At 41.6% G+C, this 15,431-nt stretch carries 10 protein-coding genes; 2 read left to right on the forward strand and 8 right to left on the reverse strand.

Features of this window, described 5'->3' with window-relative positions; translation table 11 throughout:
* Positions 1 to 189: 189 nt before the first annotated feature.
* The 4 genes from HWQ39_RS19265 to HWQ39_RS19280 all read right to left on the reverse strand — a co-directional run bounded on the left by HWQ39_RS19265 (position 190) and on the right by HWQ39_RS19280 (position 6,193).
* Positions 190 to 834: a hypothetical protein gene (locus HWQ39_RS19265; RefSeq protein WP_292848456.1), complete on the reverse strand. Its 645-nt coding sequence runs from the start codon at positions 832 to 834 to the stop codon at positions 190 to 192.
* A gap of 146 nt (positions 835 to 980) precedes the next feature.
* Positions 981 to 2,555: a CHAT domain-containing protein gene (locus HWQ39_RS19270; protein WP_292848459.1), complete on the reverse strand. Its 1,575-nt coding sequence runs from the start codon at positions 2,553 to 2,555 to the stop codon at positions 981 to 983.
* 310 nt (positions 2,556 to 2,865) lie between these two features.
* Entirely contained in the window at positions 2,866 to 5,130 is a 2,265-nt protein-coding gene (locus HWQ39_RS19275) for a protein phosphatase 2C domain-containing protein (RefSeq protein ID WP_292848462.1), read from the reverse strand.
* Between the two features lie 703 nt (positions 5,131 to 5,833).
* Positions 5,834 to 6,193, reverse strand: coding sequence for an NAD(P)H-quinone oxidoreductase subunit M (locus HWQ39_RS19280; protein WP_292848464.1), 360 nt, complete (start codon positions 6,191 to 6,193; stop codon positions 5,834 to 5,836).
* 867 nt (positions 6,194 to 7,060) lie between these two features.
* Between HWQ39_RS19280 and HWQ39_RS19285 the strand changes: the two genes are divergently transcribed.
* Positions 7,061 to 7,345 (forward strand): Npun_R1517 family heterocyst differentiation transcriptional regulator, encoded by a 285-nt coding sequence (locus HWQ39_RS19285; protein ID WP_292848467.1) that lies wholly within the window; start codon positions 7,061 to 7,063, stop codon positions 7,343 to 7,345.
* Positions 7,346 to 7,909: 564 nt separating this feature from the next.
* Here HWQ39_RS19285 and HWQ39_RS19290 read toward each other — a convergent pair.
* Positions 7,910 to 8,605 (reverse strand): response regulator transcription factor, encoded by a 696-nt coding sequence (locus HWQ39_RS19290; RefSeq protein ID WP_292848470.1) that lies wholly within the window; start codon positions 8,603 to 8,605, stop codon positions 7,910 to 7,912.
* A 159-nt stretch (positions 8,606 to 8,764) separates the two neighbouring features.
* On the opposite strand from HWQ39_RS19290, the gene HWQ39_RS19295 reads away from it, so the two are divergent.
* Positions 8,765 to 9,340, forward strand: a complete 576-nt coding sequence (locus HWQ39_RS19295; RefSeq protein WP_292848473.1) for a Uma2 family endonuclease — start codon at positions 8,765 to 8,767, stop codon at positions 9,338 to 9,340.
* Here HWQ39_RS19295 and HWQ39_RS19300 read toward each other — a convergent pair.
* The 3 genes from HWQ39_RS19300 to HWQ39_RS19310 all read right to left on the reverse strand — a co-directional run bounded on the left by HWQ39_RS19300 (position 9,323) and on the right by HWQ39_RS19310 (position 14,998).
* Positions 9,323 to 12,958 (reverse strand): NB-ARC domain-containing protein, encoded by a 3,636-nt coding sequence (locus HWQ39_RS19300; RefSeq protein WP_292848476.1) that lies wholly within the window; start codon positions 12,956 to 12,958, stop codon positions 9,323 to 9,325. The genes HWQ39_RS19295 and HWQ39_RS19300 overlap by 18 nt on opposite strands.
* Before the next feature lie 160 nt (positions 12,959 to 13,118).
* Complete coding sequence (locus HWQ39_RS19305) at positions 13,119 to 13,934, reverse strand: class I SAM-dependent methyltransferase (RefSeq protein WP_292848479.1); 816 nt, start codon at positions 13,932 to 13,934, stop codon at positions 13,119 to 13,121.
* Between the two features lie 98 nt (positions 13,935 to 14,032).
* Positions 14,033 to 14,998, reverse strand: a complete 966-nt coding sequence (locus HWQ39_RS19310) for an aldo/keto reductase (RefSeq protein WP_292848483.1) — start codon at positions 14,996 to 14,998, stop codon at positions 14,033 to 14,035.
* Between the last annotated feature and the right edge of the window lie 433 nt (positions 14,999 to 15,431).

Consider the following 15,431-nt stretch of genomic DNA (forward strand, 5'->3'; position numbering starts at 1 on the left):
ATACAAAAATCAAAACCATTAGAATCTATTATAAAAATTCTAATTTTTGGCTTTTTTTTAGCACTTTTGCATAAGTAAACCAACATCTTTTCAAAAGATGCCTCTAAATAGAGAGAATGCAAAGTGCGGGTTACGCGAACACAACCCATAATGAAAAGTTTTCCCTACTCCCTAATCCCCATTCCTCATTCATACCTCAGACTGAGAGTTGTTGAGTTGTGTGAAAGCATAAGAAGCGATCGCTAAACTAACCTTTGCTTTATCTACTTCTGATAAAGCTGTCCACTCGCTATTTTGAAGATTACTGAGTGCCGATGCCGCATTTTGCGATTCGCTACTTCGCATAGCATAAGCAAAAGGACGAGCCAAAACTAAAAGATCCTCTGTTTCCCAAGCTGGTAGTACTGTCTGAACGCACTCAACTAGTTGCTCACTGATTAATTGACGAGCCGCAAATATTTCAGCAGCTTTGGTGGCGATGGTGTTGAGCAATGTTTGGGGAACACAGGCAGCAAAATTAGTAAGTAATATTTGTTGAAGATTAAGCACTACTACCTGTTGCCGGGTGTCATTATACTCTGGCGTCGTAATACCAGCCCAAAGTGTGTCTAGATGTCCATAAAAATCTTGCGATCGCCTTGTTAGTTCAACACCCTGCAAATCATCCATCCCGAACTGTTGTTCTAGTTCTTGAAAATAAGCTTCTGATTCATCATCACCTGGATTCCAAGGATAGGTAGCATCTTCTGGTTCCAACAACGCTTCTAATAACTCTAAGTCTATTTGAGATGGCAAAGAAGAGTAAGTGTCTGAACCGTTAATTTTGTTAGCCATATTTTCTTACCTGATGATTATTTGGTGGTATTGACAACTACAAATTTTAAGAGGAGATTTCCGCAAAAAAAGTTGAATTTTTCTCCAAAAAAACAGATTTTAAAAGCTGATGCTTAATATACAAATCCATTTGTGCAATAGCTCCGCTAGGAGTCTTCAATCACAAACTCCCAGGTTTCACCTCTAGCACTTCCAAACTTTACCTGCATTCCCGATTTCAATGGGACTTCCTCTCGGAGGATTTGTTGCCAACCATTAGGCCCTAAAAACCAGGTTGTCCCGTAGGTAGAAAAATCTTGCAAGTAGTAAGTTCGCACCAACGTAGCATCCGTAAGAGTATTGCGGCAAAAGATTTCGGCGTGGCGTTTGGATACAGATGGTTCGGGGATGACGATATCATTGTCTTTCGTGCGGCCGATGCGGGTAACTCCATAACGCAGTAACCAGGTTTTACCTTTGGGAGTGAGCGATCGCAAACAAGCAATTGGAAGTGAGGAACCAACATCAGGAATGGCTGTATCTGGAAGTTCGGTAATACCTTCATCCAGATTCTTAATGAGTTCGCCATTAAAATCTGGATGCAGGTAGAGAACAGGCAAAGTCCAAGCAGGTTGATTAAATTTATACAATGTTAACAACTCTTGTCTAGCCTGTGCTACGGCTTCATCAATTGGCTTGTGCGATCGCAAAGCTTCGGTAAAAGCTTGAATAAAACTGTGGCTTTCGTGGTCAGCGATTTTATCGCGCATCCCCAAAACCGCAGGCACACCATGACGAATCAGGACTTCTGCTAAACTACTGGCAGGGATAGCTTGATGGTTGATTGCGGCTGGCTGTGCGCCCCAACAGGCGTTAAAAACCGCTAGTTTTACACCTGTACGCGTTAATACTTGCGCCAATTCTATGCCATTTAGAGGCATCTCTGCTCGCAAAAACAGTAACCCTCCATCTGGGTCTGGCAAACCATGTCCAGCGTAAAAGAAAACATTGTATGCTTTGGTTTCTAATTCATCAATCAACTGCTGTGGAGTTGGTTGAATGAGTTGATTGACTACACAAGGCGCGTATCTTTGGGAATTACCAGGGGTATCTGCAAGAATTTGCTGTAATATGGCGGCTTCTTGTTCTAGTTGCAGTTTTTCATCATGACCTAAAACTAGCAAAATACTTAAAGCCTGGTCAGTTTTCAAATAGGGTAAAGCATCAACTTCAGTGCTGGTACGACTAAATAGCAAATCTTGCGAGAGAGACATCGCCGATTGACCAGGCTCACGCTGCATAATTTCCCAAGGGAAAGCGATAAGATCCGGGTCGCGAATTTCTAGTCGAAAGCGCAAACGTGTATGCTGACCCATAGCCATACCGCGACTGCGTTCTAGGCTCCCAAGAATTTGTCCGTCAAATACCCAGCGCCATAAATTCATTCCCAAGTATTGCATCAGACGACTGCTATAGGGGCCAGTAGTCTGACCTGAAGGGGTTGAAATCAAATCTATGGGGAATGGGTTGCTCTTTTGAGATGTTGAGTTAGGGGAAATATCAAGGCGACCATGACCAGCAAACATCTGCTGCCATTCTTGCCAGACTTGGGTCAGTTCAACAGGCCATACACAGTCACGTAAAACGTAGCCACTGGGATAGGGAGCCTTGACCACCCAAATGGCGAAGTTGTCAGTGCCAGTGTTTAGGAGACGGGCGATCGCCAAATTCAGGGATGGCATGGATTCATTAAACCAAAAGCTAAAAACAATTGTTATAAGGCAGAGGGCAGGAGGGGTAAATCAGTTATAGGATTCGACCTTTCCTGATTTGGAGCTACTTAACTCTCGTAGCCTGTGGAAAGCTGACGCAACAGTGGGGGTCTTAGACCCTTTCCTCTAGTAAGAACTGCCCTTGGCCTCTTGACTTTCTTGATAATTTCAAATAAAAATCCTCCAAGGTGAAAATTTCTACTTTTTTACCTTGTAAATTTTTTACTTTGGTTGTTACCTGTTATTATTCCAGGTTTTTACAAGTTTATCGAGTATTTGACTAAGTTGGACTTGTGTCAGCTGGTTCGGTAACTGGCGGTTGGGTGACAGTTGTACATGGACTTGGTGCATCTGATTGTAAAACAGAGACGCCAAAACGGTTGAGTTGGGATAAGTCTAGCAATATTGTTGCTGGCAAAGGTTTGGAATTTGGTGGAACTGAGGTAGTTACGGCTGGGGTATTAGTATTAGCTGGAGTTTGTGTACTTTTATTGGCACAGACTCGCATAGACACCGAAAAATTCCCAGAAGCCGGTTTGGGATTTGATTTTTTCTCAATAACTTCTAAAAAAGTCCCGCGAGGAAGTGATTGGTTGCTCCCCAAGGAGATATCATTGTTGGTTTTAATTACCCAACCAAGAGAAAGATTAGCCAGCGATCGCGGTACGGGTGTTGCTGCAATGGTAGGGTTGGCAGTTGGGGTGGGATTGGCTAAAGTTGGAAATGTCCAAGATTGCGATCGCAGTTGCTTCACGAACAATCCTAAAGCACCTGCGGCTACTACAAATAGTAATGGAACAATCCACTGTAGCGGTATGCGCGTCTTGACTGGCTCCTTTTCAGTAATTACCTGAGTTTTGTGGTTTGGGCTACCTAAAACTGTCGGAGCTGTCGCCCTGGATGCCAAATCAACGGTTTTGGCAGAATAACTCTCTGAAATCACTGCCTTGATGGTGATTTCTGGTTCCCAATATTGGACTTGATAATGAACTAAAGCGACGGTGACATTATCGTGTCCATTTTTAGTATTAGCAAGTTCGACTAATCTATTGGCAACAGTTGCTATATCTGCTTCCCCAAGTAGAATCGGCAAGATTTCAGTTTCCCAATACTCCTCCACCCGATCGAAATCACTCAAACCATCGGATGTGAGCAGAAAAACAGCATCTTCGTCGAGCATAAACCGTCCCGATGTGGGATGCAATGAAGTGCTGGGCCCCATCCCCAAAGCCTGGACGAGAGAGCCAGCAGCACTTTGTTGTACAGCCTCGCGGTAAATGGCATAACCTAGCCGCACTTCGCGGGAGGCAACATCATCATCAAGGGTAACTTGATAACAGCCGTGGCGTGTAATCCAGTAGGCACGACTATCGCCCACGTGGGTAATGTACATTTCATGAGCAACAGGCAATGCCATGACTAAAGTCGTGCCCATGCGTTGACGCCCTTGGCGATTTTCACCGTCATTGCGCTGACTAATTTTGTCATTGGCCATTGCCACTGCCTTATCTAAGTCATTTAGCAGCAGTGAAGGGTCTATGTGGTCGTAGGGAACTTTTGTTAGTTGCTGTACCTGCTGCTGGATTGTTTCAATGGCTAAATTTGAGGCGACATTGCCGCCTTCGTGTCCACCGATGCCATCACAGACAATTGCTAAGGCTGTTGGCTGGGGTGGTTTGCTTACTAGAGTTCCACTGGGGGGGCTACAGGCATCTTCGTTACGCTGGCGACTGGGCCCGGTGTCGGTTTTGGTGATAATTTGGATTGTGGGTGTTTGCGATCGCCCTAACCCAGCCAGTCCTTGATCTAAAACTCCGATTAATTGATCGGTGGAATTAATCTGTCCCTGAATTAAAGCAAGGCTAACGCGATCAACAAATTCAGTTATGGCTGGTTTGGCATCACCGATCAACTGCTGCCAAAATTTACCTAATTGGGGTAATTCTGGTGTGGCGCCATCAAAACGCAATTCCAACAAACGTACTAACGATCCCTCTACCCGTAATACATAAGAGTCAAGTAAGCTAGAGGCGACACCTTCACTTGCAAGAGGTTGCCACAGATGTGCTATTTGCCATAACCAATTGAGTTGGCGCATCGATGTTGCATCACGCCAAACACTGGTTAACTCACTGCCTAAACTCACTTTTTGGATAGTGTCGTCTACTAATAGTGGCGGTTTTTCTAAGAGTAATATCTCTCGCTCGGAAGAGCCGTCAGAAATAAACAGCACTCCATACACCTGCGGCACATGTAAGCGGTAGGGAATGAGCCTCAGGTAAGCTTTTAGGGGCTGAAGATTATCTAACTCAGGCGTTAGGGCTAATAAACCAGGCTTCGTATCTAAAAGAACAAATTTATCAAGGATTAAATAGCGATCGGCTAATATTTCTCCAGGGCTACCCACGTTTGGGCCATCTACCACAGCCCAGAGATAATTTTTGGTTAGGGGCGTGGAACATCGCTGGCAAAACTTGTGAGTCAGGGGGTTGGCAGCCTGACAATTTTCGTTTGGACAGTAGAGCGTTGCCGCGTCATTTTCCATAGTTTTCGCACCGATCAGCGATTGGCAATTTCTTTAATAGCATTAGTAGGGACAATCTAGACCGCTCATCTTTCTTAAACTTGACATACCCAGACTTTAGATGATGATTTTAGCTGGCGGATATCAGCAGGTGCTAATACAAAACTTATCCAAAAAATACGCTCCTAAGTCAACCCTACAGCCTAATCATAGCTTCTATTGCCCTGTGACTCTCCATCGCCAAAGCAACTAACCCAACCCTGTCACCAAAGCATAACCCAAGCATAACTGCACGATTTGCTTTTGCTAAATTATCCATCATCAAGAGGCGGATAATGTTGGTATTTATTTAGTTTATAAGTAGGATAGCAAGAATTAACTTTAATTAAGAATTAAGAATAGCAAATATTAATTTTGGCAAAAGTACCGGATAAATGCAGTGGCTCTAAAAATCTCTTCAGATTGCTGTTAGCGGATAGCTAGGGTTGAGCCAGTGCTGAGTTAAGAAGTAGACTTGTAATCATTCCTCTCTCTACCTAAGGGAACTCCAAGAAATAAAAAACTCCACGCAACTTGCGGGATGGAGTTTTAGGGTATGCGGAATGGGGGGAGCAGGGGAGCAGGGGAGCAGGGGAGCAGGGGAGCAGTAGTAAGTCTTTCCCCTCTGCCCCTCCGCCCCCCGCACCCTGCCCCTCTGCCTCTTTTCAATGCCCAATGCCCAACCTTATTGTTTGTCGTCAATGGCAACTTGAGGGACTCCCATGCTGTAATTGGTAACACGGGCAGAAAGATTGTAGCTGACTTCGCCGAGTTGTAGGAGCGATCGCAGATAATGCTCTAAATCTGACCCCACACGGCGTAAGTTATAATCTGTCAGGTCTTCGCCACTAGATGCTTCTACTAATTCATCAAATTTCCGATAAATTTTTTGCAGCGCATCTTCATTCCAATTAAATTCGTTATCTGGGTCAACATCTAACGTTAAGACTTGTTGACTAGGAACTAGATCGCCATCCCGGTCAATTTCACCTGCGAAAATGCGGATATGCCGGGTTGTGGACTTGAGCAGCATCGGGTTATTCATAAAAAGGTGTAAGATTTGCGTGGATTACACTGAAATTATTGTAAACGCTATCTCTGAGCTTAGATGCTCTCAATTTACAAGCTTTGAATGCAGTTTTCAAAGGGTATATTGAATGGGCATAGGTAAAAATATCACCTTTACTGATTAGTTTGTTACTTCTGTTATGAGTTAAAGACATAATTAGCTGCTAGTACTGACAGTAGTCGAATTATTTTTATGTAAAAATTAATGGAGAGAGTATTTTAATTTAGTGTATTAATCTGACTTCCTGCTAAATTTTTTGTACTCAATCAAGCTCAAAAGACCGTAGGATAAGGCACTCAGCAGCAATAATTTGATCTGTGTACATTTTTTTTGGAGAACAAAAGTTTTGACATTAATAATTATGCTCATCAATTTATCCTGAATTTTATATTGCAAAAAACGTACATCAAGTAATTACACTGAATAGCGCTACATCGACTGCTGGCTTTAAGAAAATCTAAAAACTTAAGCAGTTTTACTTACGTATAAACACCAAAATTAGAGTAACAAGTCAAACTGTTGTTGACGTTAACATAAAGTTGATGTAAAAACCTTTAAAAAGGTTGAGCAACTTCTTACAGAAACTTTATTGTGTAGAATCTTAAAAACTGAATAATAGTTATGGCTTACCATAAGCTACATCAGGTACAGAAACGTCAAAATCTAGACACTGAAAATCTAGCTTGAAAATACACCGTAGGAGAGTGAAATGGAATACAAAGGTGATTGATGAAGAAAAATTCTTAATTCAAGCACTTTGGATTCAAAAGAGATATAAAGAATTTTTGCTAGACATCTACCTCCTTGCCCTCATGACAACCAAGTAAAGGAATCTCAATAGCTATGAACTCCAAAGCATTACCACGCCAGATAAATAATCTCGAAGTAGGTGTTTATGAGTGCGAAATCCATCTTAAATTCCGGTTGATTGAGGAAAAGAGTTTATTGAGCGATCGCGAGCAGCTTTTACAGGTGCTACTTGATGCTTTAACCGAAGGATCTGATGACTTTCTAGAGACGCTGCAAGCGTCTGTTAAAGCGCAGGAAGTATCTGAGTTTAAAGCCTCTCCTCAAATGCGACGACAGCTAATGCGCTTGCGTAATGTTGCTGAAAATCCTCAGTCATAAAGGTGTAATTTAATTAATGAAAAACGTGAATTGGGTATCAAATCAAATGTTGATCCCCTACCCCCGTCGCCATAAAAACTAAGCAGCAAGTAGAATTCATAAAAATATTGTGATTTCTGCTTTGTGAAGGTCTTATTTAGCAGCACAAAGTCCCAGAAACAGTTTCCGCTATTAAAAACTTTGTAGCAAAGGGTACTGGTAGAATCTAAGAGCAAATTCAGCCGGGTGCATTTTACCAAGTTTTTATCAAAACATTGCTGGAAGAACAAAACCCTGTGTCATTACAGATGGGGAATTGGACAATAGGCGCGAATCATAATGAAAACCTAAAAGACCAAAGTAAAAATAAATAACCTTTCTTTTAGCTTTTTGCTGAAGCTAAGTGCCTGATTTGCTGAAATACTTATGTTTTATCTATTGCTGGTAATAGGTAATGGTTTGGCAGCCAGTTACCTATTGCCCAGAAGTGGGCATTGAATGAAAAAAGGCAAGGGCGCAGGGAGCAAGGGAGAAGAGTTTTCCCCTCCGCACCCCGCCCCTCTGCCTCTTTTCAATCCCCAATCCCTATTTAGCAAGTCCGTGTTCTAGAGCAAAACGAACTAACTCTGTACGGCTATTGGTGCCGGTTTTACTAAACAAACGGCTGACGTATTTTTCTACATTACGGACGCTGGTTTCTAAGCGGCGGGCGATTTCTTTGTTCATCAACCCTTCAGCAACCAAATTTAAAACACTTTGCTCTCTCGGTGTCAAATCTATTTTAAAAGGGGCTGGCGACTGGGAAATAGCATTTCTTTGAGTTAACAATGCCTTAATTTGGGCAATCTGATTAGCTAGTTCAGCAAGATCCGGGGTTTCAGAGTCATCTCCGGTACTTGCAGCCTTAGCGGCGCGGCGGGCTAGCAAATTTTCGACTATGGCAACTAACTCGTCTGGATCGAAGGGTTTGGGTAGATAGGCATCAACACCAGCATGATAGCCTTGGATGCGATCGCCTGTCATACCTTTAGCAGTTAAAAATACTACCGGGAGTGTTTGGAAGCGGGGGTCTTCTCGCAGTTGCTTTAAGAACTGATAGCCATCCACTTGAGGCATCATCACATCGGAAATCACTAAGTCGGGTGTATTCAGCTGCATCCATTCCCAACCTTCAAGGGCGTTACTGGCGACTTGAACGTTGAAACCGCTCTCTTGCAAATAGTCTTTCACGGCTTCCCGTATGCCTGGTTCATCATCCACCAGTAACAATTGTGCTGACATTTAAGATTTCCTTGAGTTTTCCTTTTTCCAATTTAGCGAAAGTTGACAATCATTGATCAGGAGTTAGGAGTTAGAAGTTAGAAGTTAGGAGTAATTATTCTTCCCCTGCTCCCTCATCCCCTATGTCTCCAGTTATTGATCATCAAGATGGGAGAAGCTATGACTGCTATTATCCTGAACCTAGAACCATTAATCAATCTCACTTCTGAGCAGTTTTATCAGCTATGTCAAGTCAACCCTGATGCTAAACTAGAACGCACCACATCAGGAGAATTAGTAGTTATGGCGCCCACTGGTGGAGAAACTGGTAGTCGAAATCGCAGATTAACTCAACGCTTGGGAACTTGGACAGATGAAGACAGGATGGGAGAAGCTTTTGACTCTTCAACGATGTTTCAACTTCCCAACGGAGCTTTACGTTCACCTGATGCAGCTTGGATTCCTTTAGCGCGATGGGAAGCACTGGCTGCTGAAGAAAGAAGGACTTTTCCTCCCATTTGTCCAGACTTCGTAGTAGAACTGCGGTTTGATTCCGATACCCTCAAGTCTCTTCAAGACAAAATGCAAGAGTATATAAAGAATGGTGCGCGGTTAGGGTGGCTAATTGACCCTAACGGTAAGCAAGTGGAAATTTATCGCCAGGGAAAAGACAAGGAAGTGCTACTATCACCAAATCAGTTATCGGGAGAAGATGTACTACCAGGTTTTACCTTGAATTTACAAGGAATTCTCTAATAACTTCATTTTGGAATCAACTTCCACTGCGCCTAGCATTCTTAACGAAGCTTTTTGTGCCTCAGTTAACCCTCTGACTCCGGCTATGTTCATTCCTTCATAAGGCCGTGGGGCTTGAAGCGTTTTATAGCATTCGCCAGTTCTGACATTCCACAGTTTAATTGTTTCGTCGTGACTCGCACTTGCAAGTATTTCACCATCGGGGCTAAACTTCACTGACCACACCCGATTGCTATGTCCTGTTAAGATTTTGAGACATTCTCCAGTATTTACATCCCATATCCGCACTGTTTGGTCATCACTAGCTGTAGCAAGCTGCGAACCATCGGGGCTAAATACTACAAAATAAACACCACTGGTATGCCCTTCTAAGGTTCTGATACATACATCAGATGGTAAGCGATCGCTATTATCTATCCTTAAATCCCACAATTTTGTAGTGTGATCATCGCTGGCGGTAGCTGCAATTTTACCATCAGGACTAAAAGCGATCGACCATACACCATTGCGATGCCCTTTAAGAGTGATTAAGCATACACCTGTATTTATATCCCAGATTTTCGCCGTATAATCTCCGCTGGCGCTTGCCAAAGTTTGACCATTAGGACTAAAAACAGTACACCAAACCCAATCAGTATGACCTTGTAATGTTTTTAAACACTCACCCGTTTGCACATTCCACAACTTTAAAGTTCGATCAGCGCTACCAGTCAATAAAGTTTTGCCATCAGGACTAAAATTTACCGACCAAACCCAATTACTATGTCCGTGCAAAGTCAAGAGACATTCACCTGTGCTTGAGTCCCATAACTTCACTACGGTACTGCCACTTGCTAAAGTCTTACCATTGGGACTAAAAGCAACCGATACAACTAAACTGGTATGTCCTGATAAAGTTTTAAGACATATACCTGTCTGAATATCCCACAATCGCACCTGACAGTCACCGCTACCGCTGACCAGGGTTTTGCCGTTGGGGCTAAAAGCAATTAATCTAAAGGCATTAGTGTATCCTTTGAAAGTTCTGATACATTCCCCAGTCGCAGTATTCCATAGCTTAACAGTGTGGTCTTGACTGCTGCTAACAATTATTTTCCCATCAGGATTAAAAGCAATTGCCCAAACTTGGCTAGTGTGTCCTTGCAAAATTTTCTTACAGATACCCGCAGCCACATCCCACAACTTGATGGTTTTGTCATGACTAGCAGTGGCCAGGGTTTTCCCATCAGGGTTAAAGGCGATTGATTGTACAAAAGAAACGTGTCCCTGTATGAAAGTATTGAGTAGTTCGCCCGTTCTCACACTCCATAACTGGATAATATAGTCATCGCCCACACTTGCAATAGTTGTTCCATCAGGACTAAAAGCAACAGCCTGTATAAAATTGCTTTGTCCTGGGAAAGTTTTGAGTAACTCACCTGTAGGTACACTCCATAACCTGATAATGCTGTCATTCGCGCTACTAACTAGCATTTGACCATCAGGACTAAAGGCGATGGAGTGAGGTTGAGTGCTGTGTCCTGTAAAAGTTCTTAATAGTTTACCTTGACGAACATCCCATAAATTAATTGTGTGTTGATCGCCGATGCTAGCAAGTGTTTGGCTATCTGGACTATTCGCGCAGCGTTGGGGAGCGAATGCTACATCAAATACCCAACTCGTATGTCCTTGAAAGGTTTCTAAGCAAATCCCTGTGTTAGCATCCCATACTTTTACACTTTGATCGTCGCTACCAGTCGCTAGTATTTGACCATTGAGACTAAAAGCTAGTGAAATAATCCAAGAGGAATGTGCTTTCCATCTCAAAAGTGGTTTTCCGTCAGCTACTTGCCATAATTGCACCTCACCCGCTACGCCACCAACCGCTAAAATTTTTCCATCGGGACTAAATGCTACTGCCAAAATACTGTCAAAGGTTTCGGTAAAAACCGACTTTGATAAATCAGCATTTTGGAAGTTAATATGATTTAAATTCATATTTTTCAGATATGCCTGCCAAACAGTGATGTTTGAAAAATCGGCATTTTTTAAATTTGCTGAGATATGGCAGAGTATATTTAAAATGTTTCCTCCCGCATATCCAGTTTGAATTGGAGGACGATTTTGTAAGTTCGTAATAACTTGATAAAGATATTTTTCTAGTCTATTTTTATTTTCAAAGTGTGCAAATAGTTTATCAATTAATGGTTTTAATAACAAACATACTTGTGAGTCCCTAATATAATCTTTAGTAGTCGCTTTAATTAGGGCATAAGAGTTAAGAGTCGCAATGCTATTTGTAGTAATTTCATTCAATACAGCAGTAACTATTTTTTCTGTTGTGTATTCCATAACAACAGGTTGTTGAGTAAAAGCTACGCTATGATTAGCAATATGATGACTTGTTTCAATTAATGACCTTCCTTTTAAAGACTCCAGTGATTCAATGAGTTCTCGTGTCGATATATGTGGTATAATATCCTTTTGCAATTCAGCTAAAGAAACGGCTTCTCGATTAATTGCTAACCAGCACATCACCTGCCGTTCTAAAGGAGATAAACGTTGACACTGTTGGTCTAAAAGTTCCCAGACATCTCCAAAAACAGAGGTGTCACAGTCTAAGAATTGGAACACGTTTCCAGCAAATAATTCTTGGGTTGTATTTGCAACTATCTTTAGAGCTAATGGATTACCGCTATAAACTTCTGTTAATAACTGCTCATGTTCTGGCGAAGCAGAAAAACCTTTGTCTATAAAAATTTCGTGTATCTCTAATTCGCTTAACCCTGTAACTTGTAAAGAACGAATTGGTAAATTTTCTCCTTCATTCAATGCTAACCATTTCAGTTTTTCACGGCTAGTTAGTAACAAGCAACTTTGATGAAATGCTTGAGCAATATACCGAAATAGCTGTCCGTAACTTTCATACCCTTCTCGATAGTTGCCGGCATTTACACCACTAGCGAGAATTGTTTCAACGTTATCTAAGATCAACAAACACCGTGATGAACTTAAATATTTCATTAGCAACGCTAGTTGGGCTTCGTCGGTGTCGGGTAAATTTACTTCTTGCTGATTAGATAAAAATTTAATTAGGTCTAACAAGATATTTTGTATCGGCGGTGCATTACGTAGAGAACGCCAAAAAACATATTCAAAGGCATCTTGGTTATTTTCTGCAACCTTAACTGCAAGGGTGGTTTTACCAATACCACCCATCCCTAGTAAAGTTATCAGACGAGTGCGATCGCCAACAATCCATTGGCTCAAGGTTTCTAATTCAGTGGTACGTCCATAAAAACGGGAAACGTCGATCGCTTCTCCCCAATCGGTGCAATCGCTCAAGGGTTGGAGGTTTAATTTTGGGGAAATGTTTACACCATTCTGCTGCTGTATAGCTCCCTTCAGGACTCTATGCAGATTATTCTTGGTAACTTTTTCATTTAAAGCTTGAGAGAGCGATCGCCATAGTTGCGAGCCAACATCTTTGATGTGACCGTAGTCATATTTGACTTCTCGCGCTATTTCTAGGTAAGTTTTCCCTTCCCAGGCGTAGCGAAATACAATCTCTTGCGTTCTCGTTAAGCGTCCTCGTTTCAATAATTGCTCAACAAGTGCGATCGCTTCTTCAACCGTCATTTATTTCCGTAGTAATACAGCTTAACTACAATATTCCCACGATCAACTTGATTTTTTCGCAAAAGTTTACGTAAATCTACCAAAAAGACCCAACTTTTTCCCGACTTTTTCTTGACCGTTCTATACTGTAGAAGATACCAATTTGCTAACGCATCATAAATTAAGCCCAATTGCGTACTACAACAATTTTGAACTGACGTTCTTGGGGCAAAATATAATCAAGTGAACCATAGTGTTGCAAAGCCCACTCCCGCAAGTCTTGAACAGCACGAGTAAATATCTCATCAGGAATCGTCCAAGCTGCACTTTGGATTTTGTTTTCTTGGTTTTCTAGCAATTTGCCCACAGTATCTTCAACTCGCCATTGGGCAGCAATTTCGGTGGATAAAGTAGCACCTTGTACTTGCAACTCTGTCAACACCTCTTCTTCCGTCGCACCGTAATGCGGTAAAGGATGACCGTAGCCATCTAATATAGCTTTCCAACGCTCAGTAAATTCCCATCTCTGCGAATTGACATCTTCATCAGCCTTAACAGAGGCAGCCTGACCGTGAGTGTAGAGCAAAATACCACCAGGTTTGAGAACGCGGCGGATTTCTGCTAAAGCTTGCTTCCAAGCAGCAATCAGGTGAAACACATGAACTGTTAAAGCTACATCAAAAGAATTATCATCAAATGGTAAAGCCGTAGCATCTCCTTTGATTGCTGTTAATCGGTGAGATACACCCTCTAATTTTTGGTGCAGTTCAGCCAACATATTTTCGGAAACATCTACACCAGTGTATGAATAACCTCTTTTAGCAATTGGAACAGCAATTCTGCCAGTACCGATGCCCGTTTCATAGAATTTAGTCTCTGCTGTTGGTGAAACTAAATTGAGAATAAAGTCGGTAGCTTGCTCAGAAATCCCTGGTGGAAATCCCCTAGTTGCATCATAAATATCAGACACTCGGTCAAAAGAAATTGTATTAGTCATATCGAGCCTTAATGTGTGGAAAAATTATTCGTATTAGTACAACTAAGCAAGAGAAGCTACGCAATGATAATTATTAAAAAATCAAGGGTTTTTCCTAACTAAATTTCTGAAGAACTGGCTTGATTAAGAAGGTTAATTGCATCTTTATCAAGGTTAAGATTGACAGCTTTAATGATATCGTTGAGTTGCTCAATTTTTGTTGCACTAACAATAGGAGCGGTAATGGTCGGATTAGCAATCAACCACGCTAAAGAAACTTGGGTGGGAGTGGAATTATAAGTCTTTGCCACTCGATCAATTGCCTCTAGAATTCGTAACCCGCGAGGATTTAAATATCTTTTTACGGAATTACCACGGAGACTAATAGACAAATCTTTTTCTGAGCGATATTTACCGGAGAGAAAGCCACTGCACAGAGAGGAATAGTTAATCACACCAATTTCCTGTTCTTGGGAAATTTTTTGTAAATCTTGTTCATAATCATCTCGGTCATACAAGTTATAACGAGGCTGAAGACTTTCGTAGCGAGGATAGCTATGCTGACGGCTGATTTCTAACGCTTGTAAGAAACGTTCTGCACTATAATTTGAAGCACCAATTGCACGTACTTTTCCTTGAAGAATCAATTCTCCGTAGGTTTCAAGAGTTTCTTCAAGTGGAGTGGTTTCATCGTCAATATGTGATTGATATAGATCGATATAATCAGTTTGTAACCTTTGTAATGAGTCTTCAACAGCTTGTTGGATGTGTTTACGAGAAAGTCCTTTGCCTTTAACACCCATATCGTTGCCAACCTTAGTAGCAATCACCACTCGATCGCGATTACCACGCTGCTTGAGCCATTTTCCTAAAATTGCCTCAGACTCTCCACCTTGATTTCCTGGAACCCACTTGGAATAGACATCGGCTGTGTCAATAAAATTACCTCCAGCCGCTATAAAGTGATCTAAAATATCAAATGAAGTATTTTCATCAATTGTCCAACCAAACACGTTGCCACCAAAAGATAGCGGTGATACTTCTAATCCTGAACGTCCAAGTTTACGTCTTTGTGTAATGACCATAAGTTTTTTCTCAAGAAAGTTTTAGAAATTACTTGTGCCAACTGTGGCTAATTCAAATGAAAAATACAGTCCGCTATTAAAACTACGATAAGTCTATCGACAAATAGTAGTTAAGGAGATAAATAGCAGGGTATCATGGAAAATAATCCAAAATCAAGTCTTCTTAGGAATAAGAATTAAATAACATACAATTTATGTCCCTGGTTTACCTCACCCTCAATCCCTCTCCTTTATAAGGAGAGGGAAGCTAAAGACAGGACGAAGTTTTGCATCTTAATTTAATCGACGTTCCTTATCTCTCCAATACTACTTTCGCTTTTTACAAGCAGGGTATTTTGGTTATGTCAGAAAAATTAGCTGGAATCCCAACGCGTGATTCCCGCCACCATGCGAGGTGATGACGGGAGGAACAAAGAATTATTCTGAAAAAAAT

Source organism: Nostoc sp. NMS8 (assembly GCF_017115045.1).
GTDB lineage: Bacteria > Cyanobacteriota > Cyanobacteriia > Cyanobacteriales > Nostocaceae > Nostoc.

Excerpts from the sequence above, each read along its gene's own strand:
- HWQ39_RS19310 (WP_292848483.1), bottom strand. The coding sequence starts at position 14,998 with ATGGTCATTACACAAAGACGTAAACTTGGACGTTCAGGATTAGAAGTA.
- HWQ39_RS19300 (WP_292848476.1), bottom strand. The coding sequence starts at position 12,958 with ATGACGGTTGAAGAAGCGATCGCACTTGTTGAGCAATTATTGAAACGA.
- HWQ39_RS19265 (WP_292848456.1), bottom strand. The coding sequence starts at position 834 with ATGGCTAACAAAATTAACGGTTCAGACACTTACTCTTCTTTGCCATCT.
- HWQ39_RS19280 (WP_292848464.1), bottom strand. The coding sequence starts at position 6,193 with ATGAATAACCCGATGCTGCTCAAGTCCACAACCCGGCATATCCGCATT.
- HWQ39_RS19295 (WP_292848473.1), top strand. The coding sequence starts at position 8,765 with ATGACTGCTATTATCCTGAACCTAGAACCATTAATCAATCTCACTTCT.
- HWQ39_RS19270 (WP_292848459.1), bottom strand. The coding sequence starts at position 2,555 with ATGCCATCCCTGAATTTGGCGATCGCCCGTCTCCTAAACACTGGCACT.
- HWQ39_RS19285 (WP_292848467.1), top strand. The coding sequence starts at position 7,061 with ATGAACTCCAAAGCATTACCACGCCAGATAAATAATCTCGAAGTAGGT.
- HWQ39_RS19305 (WP_292848479.1), bottom strand. The coding sequence starts at position 13,934 with ATGACTAATACAATTTCTTTTGACCGAGTGTCTGATATTTATGATGCA.
- HWQ39_RS19275 (WP_292848462.1), bottom strand. The coding sequence starts at position 5,130 with ATGGAAAATGACGCGGCAACGCTCTACTGTCCAAACGAAAATTGTCAG.
- HWQ39_RS19290 (WP_292848470.1), bottom strand. The coding sequence starts at position 8,605 with ATGTCAGCACAATTGTTACTGGTGGATGATGAACCAGGCATACGGGAA.